Origin of the sequence: Paenibacillus mendelii (assembly GCF_024498075.1) — a bacterium.
Lineage (GTDB): Bacteria > Bacillota > Bacilli > Paenibacillales > Paenibacillaceae > Paenibacillus_Z > Paenibacillus_Z mendelii.
Genome location: NZ_JANHOF010000004.1, coordinates 490176 through 503246, shown reverse-complemented (window position 1 = coordinate 503246; position 13071 = coordinate 490176). Strand labels below are relative to the sequence as shown.

Sequence of the window (13071 nt, the reverse complement as noted above, 5' to 3'; positions counted from 1 at the left end):
TTATACTATAGGAGCTCCTTAGTCAAAAGCGGTCGCGAACAGCGATCCTCAGTTGATTTATCATCCGATTAACCCTGTGCAACGATGGCTAACTAAACCTTTGCTTGCCTATACTGAATGTTAGAAGCAGGTACAAAAAGGGGGTTAACGATGAAGGCGGGTGAGAAAGGAAAGCATATACGTGAAGTGATGAACGGACTTGTCCGCTGGTTAAGGCTTTCATTACATGGGGTCAAAAATCGGCTAACGGGCAAATGGCTGCCGCGAGCCCAATCCGATCGATTGTCCAAGCCGGCGAGACCGCCTCTGCTGCGCGAGACCGCGGTGAAACCGTTAAGAACGGCATGGGCTGCTCTAGAATACGAATACGATCAAATGCAGGACGAGCATGAGGCGCGGGAAGAGTCTAAGGGGCATGGGATCCAGCCCCCAGATCAGGGAGCTGCAGAAAGAAGTGATATGGAGCGGGACTTGATTGAACGGATTAAACGAGATACGGCTGCAGCCAATCGCAACAATGTGACACGAACGGAAGCTTATCGGGAAATGTATTTCCGTCGTCCGGAGCTGCATTGGGCGCTTTTGGCGCATCTGGTTTCGCGTAACGGGGGATATAATATGACCGACTTGCGGGGTGAGCTGCTGCCGCGGCTGTTGGAGGAACAGCAGGCCTCGTCGACCTTCCAAATGCTGGAGAGAATCAACTCGCTCATTTTTGCTGACGCGTATCCTCAGTTATTATTATACGAAGCAGGAAGAAAAACAGGCCGGGAGCTCACGCATTTGCTGTCTAGTTTCCAGATTTCGCGATTTATGGTGCCCGTTTGGTCGCATTTTTGGCAGCGGCAGGATTCGGCTGTGCTGACAACAGCGCTCATCGTGAATGAACAGCATTATATCGAAGGGCGGATCGTGCAGGATTCGTACTATCGCGATCGCGTACTGGAGACGCTCGCTTTCATGATGCAAGCGCCATTACAAACCAATGCGGTGTTTATGCCATACGGTGCGCCGCAAGCTGGGGAGATGAGGCTGGCTGGTCTCATCCTGGAGCATTTTGACGACCTGGTCGAGCGGATCGAATTCGGCAAACGGCTGTATGCCGTTTTATTTGGGGTGGATGCCGTACGGGAAGGGGTGTTGGCATTCGTACGTTGTGTCCAGCATAGCGGATCGCGTTCGGACTATGCCCCCCATCTATTCACGGTGGCGAAGCCCGTTCATTCGTCCAAACGGTATAAACAGAAACTGGACGGCTGCCGTATCATGCGCGGCAGAACGCCGATCTATAGTCCGACCTTAGTTGATGCGTGGCCCGACCAGCCTGTAGAGGCCTCTCGCTCCAACCAGGACTGGTTTACAACATCCGCCGCCGTTGAACGATATTTTCAGCGTCTGCCGCTGCCGGAAGAGTTCGAGGTGACGGAGGCCTACTGCCGAAGCCTGAACGAACTCGAGCTCGCTGTTCAAGCGGCAGAGCGGCTTGGCCTGTCTGAGAAGCCGTAGAGGCGACTGCATCGCGGCAAGGCTGCTTTTAGGGGGTTGGCCTGTCCTTTAGTGCTGCTTGGCAAACAGCAGCCATACTCGTGGGAAGGGTTCAGAGACAAAAGTCTCGTAGCCTCGCCTTTCTAGCTCCATAGCAAGCAGGTCTGCGTCTTTAGAGCGCGCAGCTGATCGCTCCGATAGGTGATCTTCGTTGGATATCGGTGTACCTTCGTAATCGGATATCCCTGCTAAACAAATTCGCCCCCCGGGCAGAAGAATGCGATCCATCTCAGCCAGAGCAAGCAGCTGCTCACGCGGATCGAGTGTATGAAGCGTGAAGGTACTGACGGTAAAGTGAAAGGTCGGCTTCTGAAAAGGCAATGCGAGCAAGTTCCCGAGCTTTGCCTCGATATGCGGGTATTGCCTGCGAAGCATTGCCAACATAGCAGGAGACTGCTCTACGGCGGTCATATCAGCGCCATCGCGGGACAGCCGATCCGCCAATACACCCGTACCTGCCCCTAAGTCCACGCCAAGCTCCGCTTCAGCCGGTTCCAGCCATTGCTGGACCTGAATATGGGCCTGTTCATACTGCCGGTTGTCAATATGAGGTGCCAGCGCTTGCAGGATAGCATCCTCGCGGTACTGGGCTGCAAGCCCGTCGTAGTCGAAACGGTCTCGCCATGAATCGCGTATCGAAGCAGCCTCGCGGACATGCGACGCTGCATTCTCGATTTCAGACAACGTGAGGCCGCCTTTGCTGAATCCATCCCGCATAACGGAATCCAACGCCTGTAGAGCAAGGGATAGATTGCTCCATTCCCGGTAGATCGCCTGCCGTGATGCATCCAGTTTACTCAACAGCTGTTGCTGCTCCCCGGTAGAAGCAGCGGCTTCTTTACTTGCCATTGCATCGCGAATAGCCGTAACCGGAAGACCGAGGTCACGGAACGAGACGATCCAGCGCAAACGTCTTATATCCTCGTCCCCATAGGTACGGTAACCGTTCTCGGGGGATTTTGCCGGGGACAGAAGTCCTTTCTCCTCATAAAAACGAATTGCCCGGGGCGTTGTCCCGAGCAATTTCGCTGCTTCGTGTATATGTATCCGCATGGAATCCATCACCTCAGCTCTTATTGTAAACGTTGACGCTGCGTCAACGTCAAGCCTCTATCGTCGATTCAGCAGCTCCCAGCGATAGACGTATTCGAATATAAATTCGAATGCCTCCAAATGCCGTTTCGCTTCGAATGCGTTGGCGCCCCATGCATAAATGCCGTGCTTGCGCAGCATAATGCCCGGAATGCGCGGGTCCAGCCGCTCTGTAACCTCAGGAACGATACTCGGAATATGCGCGAAATTCGAGACGATCGGAATTTCAATATGCGCCTCTTCCTCCCAAATATTGAACGCTTTGATCAGCTCAACGCCATCCACCGGAATGGATTTGCGGCTCCAGAACAGCTCGGAAACGATGCTGTTGAATACGCTGTGGATATGAAAGATCGCGCCGCAGCCAGTCAAACGGTAGATTTCACTATGAATAAGCGTCTCAGCGGAAGGCTTTAGGCTTGTTTTCTCGCAGGCTTGTCCGCTTTGATCGACGAATAGAAAATCCTCCGGTGTTGAAATCGATTTATCTTTGCCGCTAGCGGTAATGGCAAACTGAAAGTTATCCGCTTCGAATTCACCGACGCGTACAGATAAGTTTCCGCTCGTTCCGGGAAACCAGCCTCGCGAGGCAAATAAGCTCTTTACCTCACGCAGCTCAGATAGCGCCCGTTGTTTATCCTCCAAAGGAACGTCTTGAATGGTCATCGAACATTAGCCTCCTCTTGCTGCAATATGGCGATCACGTCATGGAACGTGTTGAATTCGTGGTAAGGCAATCCCAGCTCTACGCATTTCGTTGTCAGATGAGAGCGTGAGAATACGATGTCAGCCAGCTTGGCGCCCTCAAAATCAGTTACGCTATCGCCAATTAAGATGCGCGTATATTGCTCGGTTGGGAAGCGGCGTATAATGGTTGGTTTGCACATTCCGCAATCGTTGCTGCAATCATCATCACAGGGGTGGGGCCAGGTTATCTCGATCCGCTCGCCGGTGAAGTCACTGCCGTTGCAGAAGATATGGTCAGCCGGTATGCCGTAAGGGGCTAATAAAGCATTCACGAAGAAATCAATGCCCCCGCTTGTGACGTAAAATTCAATATCATTCGCCCTGCAGTATGCCAGCAGTTCATCAAATCCGCTTCGGATACGGGCATTGCTTATAGCAAAATCGGTAACATCGCTTTGCATCGAGGATGGCAGAAGACGGAACAGCTCCCCGACGCCCTGCTGGATCGACTTGCGCTGGCCAATAATATCGTCAACGATCGGCTCCCAGCCCGGCGGATTGAAATGCTTGATGATCGCAATAATGTTATCGTTCTCTGTAATCGTTCCATCGAAATCACAGAAGATGACGCGCTTCTTGTTTGCGGCGTCCGAACTACGTGAAGTCATTCCTTATACCCCCATAATTCTATTGCTGCTTTCAGTGCCTCCTTGCCCGGCTGAGCGGCTGCTTCCGGCAATGAAATCCCTTCTTGCGCAGCGGCCATTGCTTGGCGGAACGCTTGACCACCTGCTGCTGTCCCCTGCGGGTGACCGTGAATGCCTCCACCCGCATTGACGACGACGTCATGACCGAAATCACGGAGAATGAGCGGTACGAGTCCAGGATGGATGCCTGCGGAGGGGACAGGGAAGCTGCTGCGAACCGGTAAAGCGGGATCGATCAAGGCAGCTTGAACAGCCAGATTCTCTTCCTTAGGCATCACGACAGAGCCGTAAGGGGAAGGGAATAAGACGAGATCCGCGCCAGCGAGCCGCATTAGCTTGCCAAGCAAGAGAGGTGCGGCTATTCCGTAATGCGGAGAAGGATAGAATGCGCCGGCCATAGCCGGATGCGCCGCGATCGGAACCTGAATGCCGGGATCGCTGCTCAGCTCATGCAGAACATCATAGCCATAGGCAAGCGCATTAAAGAGAAGCGCGTTGGCACCGGCAGCGATGGCTCGTTTGGCATTAGCGGCAAGCTGGGATGTAGGTCCGGTCAGATTGACGGCGTATAGCAGTTTTTGACCCGTTTCTGATTCGGCTTGACGTGCAGCCTCCATGCAGGTTTCTACACGCTTCTCAAGAGGCGTTAGCGGGTTCTCGAACAAGATCTCGTCATCCTTGATAAGATCGACGCCTCCAAGCGCTTGACGATAGAACTGTTCGCGCAAGTTCGGAAGATCATGCCCAATGACCGACTTGAAGATGCTCATCAGCAGCGGACGATCATGTATGCCCAGCAGCTCGCGAACGCCGCCGATGCCCAGCTTCGGACCAGGGAAAGCTTCTGTGAAAGCAGGGGAGAAGTCCAGGTCAAGCAGCTTGATACGACCATCCATGGACAGTTTGCCGAAGACGGTCACAAGCAGGGCAGGGAGATCGCGGCTGAAATTGACATCGGGGTAAGCGATTCTCAAATCCGCATAACGCTCGCCAGGCTGCAGATCTTCAGGTTCGTGCACGGTAACCGAAATGACACGGCCCAGATGCTTTTCCATCTCAGCCTTGCGCGCTTCGGGCAAATCCGTCCAACTGCCGACGGTCAGGCCAACCGCAATACCGAGCGCTTTTTTATTAAAATCGGCTTTATCGTCATAGCACCGGTAAGTGGCAACACACATAGAACTTGTCAAGATAGGGCACTCCTTTCAATGTCGGCTCCCATTTCGGAAGCGCGCTCGGCTGCTCGAGCGACAGCACGGATAATGCCATTCGAGAAATCATGCTTATCGAGCGTCTCTATAGCCGCTTGCGTGGATCCGTTCGGCGAAGTTACCTTGCGCCTCAACTCAGCCGGGTTCTCGCCGGTCGATTTTACCATCTGCGCAGCGCCGAGAACGGTTTGCACAGTCAGATCCCGAGAGGCCTCTTCAGACAGACCAAGCTTGACACCGGCTTCGATCATGGCTTCCATCAGATAATAAACATATGCTGGTCCGCTGCCGGAAACTCCAGTCACCGCCTCGATTAGAGGCTCTTCAACGATTGCCGTTAAGCCGATGGCTTCGAACATGGTTTGTGCCAATTGGCGCTGGTTATCGTCCACCGACGAGGAGAAGCTGATGCCTGTGGCACCGAGTCCAATGGTACTGGACGTGTTGGGCATGGTGCGGACAATTGGAGCGGGCTGACCAAGCAGCTGCTCGATCGTACGAATAGACAAGCCCGCTATGACCGATACGATCATTTGCTTAGATGTGACGATTCCTTGCAGCTTACGGATTGCGTCAGCAGCATCTTTGGGCTTCATGCTGAGAAAGATCACATCCGCCTCATGGAGCATCGACCGCTGCGCTTTCGCATCCAACTCCGAAGAAACCTGAACGCCATAGCGGTCTGCCAGTTCTTCAAGGCGACCCATATTGCTGCGGTTGAGCATCGACACCCGCGACGGCTCAGCCAATCCCCGGTCTAGCAGACCGCGAACGATGGCCTCCGCCATCGAACCCGCCCCATAGAAACAAAGACGAAGAGAATTGGTTTCGGTCTTCAGCCCAGATGAAGAAGATAATAAAGTCATTGCATTCACCTCTTGAACATTATTATGAAGTTATCGAGAAGAAGCATACCAGGGCATCAACGAAAAGAGGTCTCCGCCAAGCAATGTCTTTGCAGAACGAGGTTACCCGCGAATTTGACCATTTCCGTGAATGAGGTATTTGGTTGACGTCAGAGCCGGCAGACCCATCGGTCCGCGAGCATGAAGCTTCTGTGTACTAATTCCGATTTCGGCACCGAAGCCAAATTCGAAGCCATCCGTAAATCTTGTCGATGCATTATGATATACCGCCGCGGCATCGACCTCCTGCTGGAAGCGGGCGGCATGTGCTTCATTCTCCGTGACGATACATTCGGAATGCATCGTACCGAACTGTGCAATGTGGGACAGAGCCTCATCTAAGTCGCGAACGACGCGAATATTAAGAATATAGTCGTTATATTCCGTCGCATAATCGGCATCAGATGCTGCTTGCGCTTCCGCTACGATTTCCATCGTCCGCGGGCAGCCGCGGAGCTGAACAACTGCCTTCAAGAAACGATCCGCCAGCTCCCGAAGATGATTTGCAGCGAATGCTTCATGAACGAGGAGCGTCTCCATGGCGTTGCAAACAGATGGTCGCTGCACCTTGGCGTTGAAAGCAATATCCGATGCCATTGCGAAGTCTGCGCTCTCATCGATAAACGTGTGGCATATACCGGCGCCTGTTTCGATGACAGGTACTGTGGCATTGTCTACGACGTTGCGTATGAGAGATGCGCCTCCTCGCGGAATGACAACGTCGAGCAGGCCGTTTAACTTCAGCATCTCATCTACGGAGGAGCGGTTGGCATCTTCAACTAACTGCAGAGCATCGGCTGGCATGTCGGTGCTTTGAAGCGCGCTGCGCAGAACCTCGACAATCTTGCGGTTTGTTTCAAGTGCGGCGGATCCGCCTCGCAGGACGACGGTGTTGCCGGTTTTGAGACAGAGACCTGCGGCGTCGACCGTCACGTTCGGTCTAGCTTCGTAGATCATGCCGATCACACCGAGGGGGACGGATATTTTCTTCACTTGAATACCATTCGGACGATCAAATGATTCCAGTAAAAGACCGACAGGGTCGGGCAGGGTGATAATTTGGCGCAAGCCCTCCGCGATTCCCGCAATGCGGTTCTCCGTAAGCGTCAGCCGATCCAGCAAAGATTCACTGGTCCCTTTGCTGCGTCCATGATTAATATCTGCCGAATTGGCATCAATAATTGCGGCTTGTTCCTTCTGGAGCGCATCGGCCATAACCGCCAGGGCGTGGTTCTTCTGTTCGGTCGTCAAGCGATTCGTAACTGCAGCCGCGCTCTTGGCGAGCTGGGCTTTCGTCCTCACTTCAGTCATGGTTGTTCCTCCTAAAAGTTTTGTGAGCTCATCGCTTCGCAGAAGCGATATCGAGCAAAACTGACATCGGAAGCATAGGCTTTGTTTTGTGAGCTCATCGCTTCGCAGAAGCGATATCGAGCAAAACTGACATCGGAAGCATAGGCTTTGTTTTGTGAGCTCATCGCTTCGCAGAAGCGATATCGAGCAAAACTGACATCGGAAGCATAGGCTTTGTTTTGTGAGCTCATCGCTTCGCAGAAGCGATATCGAGCAAAACTGGCATCGTAAGCATAAGCTTTGTTTTGTGAGCTCATCGCTTCGCAGAAGCAATATCGAGCAAAACTGACATCGGAAGCATAGGCTTGGTTTCTATTATATTAGGACAGTGTGACCCATTCATCACGATGAATGACTTCGATACGGCTCACTTCGACACGGCGGCGCACTTCATCTGTGCTCAAACCAGCCACGGCTTTAATCTGCCATGCATCATAATTAACAACGCCGCGACCGATCGTGTGCTGGCTGGAGTTGATCACTTCTACGACATCCCCGCTATGAAAATCGCCGTCGATTTCTCGAATACCGACTGGCAGCAGGCTGCTTCCGCCTTGGAGCAGCGCTTTCTCGGCCCCATCATCGACCGTAATCTGGCCTTTTGGCTGCGAATGAAAACCGACCCATTGCTTCTTCATGGTCAAGGTATGAAGGCTGGTGTCAAAGTACGTGCCTTTACCAAATCCGTCAACTGCCAGGCGCAGGTCGCCAGGCTCCATGACACGTCCGATGAAAGCCGGTACGCCGCCCCGCATAGCAATACGCGCGGCTTCGATTTTGGATCGCATTCCACCCGTACCGACGGAGGAGCCTGCACCACCTGCGATTTTCATAATATCCTCCGATATTTGCGAGACGCGATCGATTCGAAGGGCAGCCGGGTTTTTCCGCGGATCCTCGGTATACAAACCGTCGGTGTCCGTCAAAATAAGGAGGTGCTTCGCCTGGACTAAATTCGCGACAAGTGCGGATAGAGTATCATTGTCGCCGAATTTCATATGAAGCTCGTCGGTCGCGACCGTATCGTTCTCGTTAATAATCGGAACGGTACGCTGACGCAGCAGCTCTTCGATTGTCATTCGCGCATTCTGTATGCGCCTTTGGTTGGAAAAGTCAGTGCGGGTCAGTAGAATCTGAGCAACCCCGTTGCCGGTTCCGCCATAGGCTTCGAAAGCTTCTTGATAGGCTTGCATCAACAGCGCTTGGCCGACTGCGGCTGCAGCCTGCTTGTGATGGACGAGCTTCGGCCTAGATTCGTAACCGATTCGCCGAAAGCCTGCAGCGACAGCCCCGGATGTTACGAGCAGCACCTGATAGCCTCTTTCATGCAGGGCAGCCAGCTCATTCGAGAAGAAGGAAATCCGGTCACGATTGAGACCGCCTTCGTCCGAAGTTAGCGAGCTGCTGCCGATTTTGACTACAATACGTTCCGTCATCGACAATCGTTCCCTTTCCCTGGGTTACCGCGAAACATGGCTGGACAATAAAAAAACTCCCGCCCCTTATAAGATATAAAGGACGAAAGTATGACTTCCGCGGTACCACCTTTGTTGACAGCCGTCATGTCAGACATGGGCCATCCCGCTTCACAGCCTAATAACAGCAGGCACTGTCCGGTTCATCACCGGCCGTTCAGGGGTGGGTGTTCGGCAAAGTACGCGGTAAATTCTCCCAGCTAACGAATTTACTCTCTGTGCGCGTCGCAAGCTTGCTTACTTGGCCCCATCATAACGTTTGGTGTTCAATTACTTGTTAGCATATCATGTTCAATCGTCGCGTGTAAAGCATTCATGGCGCCAATTGCGCTTGCTGAACTAATCGAATAACCCCAGCCGTCCAATGCGCATAATCGCTTCCTCCATACGGGCTTCGGGCGCCAGCAGGCCTAGACGCACATAGCCTTCGCCATGCTCGCCGAAACCTATGCCGGGTGCGACGACAACGTCGGCTTGCTCGAGCACGAGGTCGGCAAATGAAGCGGATGTATGGCCTTTAGGCACCGGCAGCCAGCAGAAGAACGATCCGCCCGGCTTGTCCGCTTTCCAGCCTACGCGTTCCAAGGCATGAAATACGGCATTGAGGCGGGATTGATACATATCCACCAGCTCGGTTACACAGGCTTGAGAAGCGTTCAAGGCTTCGGCTGCAGCCGCCTGAATACCGCCAAACAAACTGCAGTAATAGTGATCTTGAATTAAGTTGATAAGACCCACGATCTCGGCATTGCCGATGGCAAATCCAACGCGCCATCCCGCCATATTATAGGTTTTGGATAAAGTGTAGAACTCGACGCCGACTTCTTTCGCTCCGGGTGTCTGTAAGAAGCTGATGGGCTGCTGCCCGTCGAAGCCGATTGCGCCGTAAGCAAAATCGCTGGCAACAGCAATTCCATACTTCTGGGCAAAGTCTACGGTTCTTGCATAAAAGTCCGCATTCGCGACTGCACCGGTCGGATTGTTCGGGTAATTAATGAACATCAGTTTGGCTTGATCGGCGATTTCTGAAGGGATGGCTTCATAATCGGGAAGAAACGCGTTGTTTGCCGTAAGCGGCATGTATTCCATCCGACCGCCCGCGAGCGCTACGCCTGACCAATAATCAGGATAACCCGGGTCGGGCACTAAGCAGAGGTCTCCGGGATTAAGCAAGCATTGGCTGATTTCGATAAGACCGGTTTTTCCGCCGAAGAGGATCGCCACTTCTTTCTCAGGATCAAGCTCAACGCCATAGTCTTCCTTGTAACGCTTGACGACAGCTTCTTTCAGGAAACCATAGCCGCTGAACGGCGGGTAGCGGTGATAGGTCGGATTCGTCGCAGCTTCCTGCAGGGCGCTGACGATGTGAGGGGGCGTTGGCTGGTCGGGATTGCCCTGCCCCAGATTGATAACGTCTCGGCCCTTAGCCGCTTGCTCATTCGCTCTGCGAACAAGCCCGGTAAAAAATTGCGTCGGCAAACCCGTCATCCGGTCTGCAGGTTGTATAGGAACATGAACGTATTTCGCCCGGTCCATTCTCTTCACTCCACTTCTTTCTTCTGACTAGAAATGCTCCATTAAGGAATCGTAACCTAAATGTAGCATGATTCCAAAACCATGTCGAGAGGTCGGAATTGCGTGGCGGGAAGAGAACGGAGCATGTCGATTACTGGATATCCATCAGCTTCAAGAAAGGTTTGATGTCAGCTTTGAATTGAAGTAAATAAGGTTTACGGTTCTCATCGAATACGAGAAGAAGCTGCGGCTTCTTCGGACAGTAGAATAAAAAGATGTCAGTTGTGCGAATCGTTATCGCTCCGGTATTAACGGTTTTAGGCTGGGCAAGCGGAATCCGGAACACATGCCCGCACTTGTCATCCGCTTGTATTTGCGGTGATAATCCCGTAACCGAACCGAGCCAGGTATCGGCTATTTTTTGGAAATCGGCGTTGTTGGGAATCGACTTTACGACTTTTCCCGCAACGACATCGAATGCTTGAACCGGCCGAAGCTCCCCGGTTCCTTCGTCAGCCGCATGGGTTGCAGCGGCATAAGGCATCATGAAACATAAGGCGAGCATACAGATGACCGCCAATTTGATTCTTGTGAGTCGCATCTTAAATCTCCTTTCGCTTCCTTGATAATGGTTCTTCGTTACGATGCCCATCTTGACAGCGAACCATGAGAAGGTATCATAAGGTAAAAGCGATGAGCTATGGTGAATAAGGAGGCGGTACGATATGACAACTCAGAAGCTGCGGCTTGCCTTGCTGCAAATGCACGTTGAAGCCGGCAGCCCGGATGCTAACTTCCGCCGGTTGACGGATATGCTGGAAGAGGCGGTAAATACCGGGGATAAGCCGGATTTGATCATGTTTCCGGAAATGTGGAATACGGGGTATGCGCTGGATCAGATTAGCGGGCTGGCCGATTCGCATGGCGAACGGACCAAAGCGCTGCTGTCGGCCTTCAGCCGCAAGCATGGCGTCCAAATTGTCGGAGGCTCGATTGCCGAAGGACGGGAGGACGGTGTATACAATACGATTTATGTATTTGACGAAGAGGGGAACGTTCAGGCGGACTATTCTAAGATCCATCTGTTCCGGCTGATGGATGAGGAGAAGCATCTGCAGGCGGGGGATAAGATTGGCCGATTCACGGCCGGTAAGACCGAAGCAGGCATGATGATATGCTATGATATCCGATTCCCGGAGCTTGCGCGGAAGCTAGCGCTTGCCGGAACCAAGATGTTGTTCGTTCCGGCGCAATGGCCCAACCCAAGGCTGCATCATTGGCGTACGCTGCTCTTAGCCAGGGCGATCGAGAACCAGATGTTCGTGATCGCCTGCAACCGGTGCGGCACGAGCGGTACCAGCACGTTCTTCGGTCATTCCATAATCATCGATCCGTGGGGTGAAGTGATCGCAGAGGCAGGGGAAGAGGAGACGATTCTCCGTGCCGAAATCGATGTATCGCTCGTTGATCAGGTTCGCAGCAAAATCCCGGTATTCGAGGATCGCAGACCCTCGCTTTACGAATCATAATGCTCTTCTAAAGTCGTCTTCATCGTGGAGATGAAGGCTTCCGCCGCTTTCGACAGATACCGGCCTTTGCGGCTGGCGATAACGAGCGTCCGTGATGGTATGGGAGCAGCAAACGGCAAATAGACGGGGGTTAATTCACTCCACTTGGCACGCGCGACCATCTTCGGAACGAAGGCAATCCCCATTCCAGCCGCAACGAGCGATTGTACGGTTTCGATATTGACACTCTCAAAGACGATTCGCGGCTCGAATCCGCCTTTGCTGCAGAGCTCGAAGGCGATTTGCCGGAAGCCCTGACCTTTCTTCAATACGATAAACGGTTCGGCGGACAAATTGGCAATTTCCACCGGAGCACCCTTGGAAGCCAGCGGATGGCCGGGAGGTACTGCCAGACATATTTCTTCTTCTATAATAGGCTCCCATGAAAGCGAAGGATCCACCAGCGGCAGGGATAGCAGGCTTAAATCGGTTTGTCCGCTGGCGGTGAATTGCTCCAGTCTGGCAGAGCTGTCCTCGACGAGCATCACTTCGATTTCCGGGTAAAGCTTGGCGAATACAGGCAGCACCAGCGGCAGGACATGGGATCCGGTCATGGGGAGGCTGCCGACCACAAGCTTTCCTTTACGCATGTGGGCTAGATCGTCAAGCTCCTGTTTTAACTGCTCCACACTGTCCAGAATATGCTGGGCTTTGTTCACGAAAACATCGCCGGCGTGCGTCAGTTCCACCGAATTCGTCGTTCGGCGGAACAAGAGCACGCCGATTTCTTTCTCCAGCTTCGATAATTGCTGGCTAAGAGAAGGCTGTGCTATATGCAGCTTCTCCGCAGCTCGCGAGAAGTTCTTTTCCTGGGCGATTTGAAGAACATATTGTAATTGTCGGAATTCCATGAATGATGCTCCTTTGTGCAGATGGTAGTTGAAATCGATTGTCTTATCATAGGTTATACCTATTGCTGTTATAGAAATTATATCTTAGAACAATGAAGAAAGAAATGCTATGATGTCGTTAACGGATTTATGAGCAGGTATTAATGAAATCATGAGGTGATTCTA

Annotated in this window: 13 protein-coding genes; 2 read left to right on the top strand and 11 right to left on the bottom strand. The window is 52.7% G+C overall.

From position 1 onward, the window contains the following. Positions 1 to 150 precede the first annotated feature (150 nt). The gene (locus NNL21_RS16565; RefSeq protein ID WP_204818364.1) at positions 151 to 1506 is read left to right on the top strand and encodes a DUF2515 family protein; all 1356 of its coding nucleotides are present in this window, start codon (positions 151 to 153) and stop codon (positions 1504 to 1506) included. 48 nt (positions 1507 to 1554) lie between these two features. Here the strand turns inward: NNL21_RS16565 and NNL21_RS16560 are convergent, their stop codons facing one another. The 10 genes from NNL21_RS16560 to NNL21_RS16515 all read right to left on the bottom strand — a co-directional run bounded on the left by NNL21_RS16560 (position 1555) and on the right by NNL21_RS16515 (position 11088). Beyond that, positions 1555 to 2598 (bottom strand): MerR family transcriptional regulator, encoded by a 1044-nt coding sequence (locus NNL21_RS16560; RefSeq protein ID WP_204818363.1) that lies wholly within the window; start codon positions 2596 to 2598, stop codon positions 1555 to 1557. A gap of 57 nt (positions 2599 to 2655) precedes the next feature. Further along, positions 2656 to 3303: a methylthioribulose 1-phosphate dehydratase gene (gene mtnB, locus NNL21_RS16555; RefSeq protein WP_204818362.1), complete on the bottom strand. Its 648-nt coding sequence runs from the start codon at positions 3301 to 3303 to the stop codon at positions 2656 to 2658. Further along, positions 3300 to 3992 carry a 2-hydroxy-3-keto-5-methylthiopentenyl-1-phosphate phosphatase gene (locus tag NNL21_RS16550; protein WP_204818361.1) on the bottom strand — a complete coding sequence of 231 codons (693 nt, stop codon included), beginning with the start codon at positions 3990 to 3992 and terminating at the stop codon, positions 3300 to 3302. Before NNL21_RS16550 ends, mtnB begins: the two co-directional genes overlap by 4 nt. Next, positions 3989 to 5209 (bottom strand): 2,3-diketo-5-methylthiopentyl-1-phosphate enolase, encoded by a 1221-nt coding sequence (locus NNL21_RS16545; RefSeq protein ID WP_204818544.1) that lies wholly within the window; start codon positions 5207 to 5209, stop codon positions 3989 to 3991. Before NNL21_RS16545 ends, NNL21_RS16550 begins: the two co-directional genes overlap by 4 nt. An 8-nt stretch (positions 5210 to 5217) precedes the next feature. Then, the gene (gene proC / locus NNL21_RS16540; protein ID WP_204818360.1) at positions 5218 to 6108 is read right to left on the bottom strand and encodes a pyrroline-5-carboxylate reductase; all 891 of its coding nucleotides are present in this window, start codon (positions 6106 to 6108) and stop codon (positions 5218 to 5220) included. 102 nt (positions 6109 to 6210) lie between these two features. Then, on the bottom strand, positions 6211 to 7458 hold the full coding sequence (locus NNL21_RS16535; protein ID WP_204818359.1) for a glutamate-5-semialdehyde dehydrogenase: 1248 nt from the start codon (positions 7456 to 7458) through the stop codon (positions 6211 to 6213). 11 nt (positions 7459 to 7469) lie between these two features. Then, positions 7470 to 7754, bottom strand: coding sequence for a hypothetical protein (locus NNL21_RS16530; RefSeq protein ID WP_256555285.1), 285 nt, complete (start codon positions 7752 to 7754; stop codon positions 7470 to 7472). 63 nt (positions 7755 to 7817) lie between these two features. Then, entirely contained in the window at positions 7818 to 8933 is a 1116-nt protein-coding gene (proB, locus tag NNL21_RS16525; protein WP_256555284.1) for a glutamate 5-kinase, read from the bottom strand. A 378-nt stretch (positions 8934 to 9311) separates the two neighbouring features. Then, positions 9312 to 10508 carry a pyridoxal phosphate-dependent aminotransferase gene (locus NNL21_RS16520; RefSeq protein ID WP_204818357.1) on the bottom strand — a complete coding sequence of 399 codons (1197 nt, stop codon included), beginning with the start codon at positions 10506 to 10508 and terminating at the stop codon, positions 9312 to 9314. 130 nt (positions 10509 to 10638) lie between these two features. Continuing rightward, entirely contained in the window at positions 10639 to 11088 is a 450-nt protein-coding gene (locus NNL21_RS16515) for a hypothetical protein (RefSeq protein WP_256555283.1), read from the bottom strand. A 124-nt stretch (positions 11089 to 11212) separates the two neighbouring features. Between NNL21_RS16515 and NNL21_RS16510 the strand changes: the two genes are divergently transcribed. Then, positions 11213 to 12016: a carbon-nitrogen family hydrolase gene (locus tag NNL21_RS16510; protein WP_204818356.1), complete on the top strand. Its 804-nt coding sequence runs from the start codon at positions 11213 to 11215 to the stop codon at positions 12014 to 12016. On the opposite strand, the gene NNL21_RS16505 is transcribed toward NNL21_RS16510, so the two are convergent. Then, a complete protein-coding gene (locus NNL21_RS16505) occupies positions 12004 to 12906 on the bottom strand; it encodes a LysR family transcriptional regulator (protein ID WP_204818355.1) in 903 nt (300 codons plus the stop codon). The two genes, NNL21_RS16510 and NNL21_RS16505, sit on opposite strands and share 13 nt — an antisense overlap. Positions 12907 to 13071: the final 165 nt, after the last annotated feature.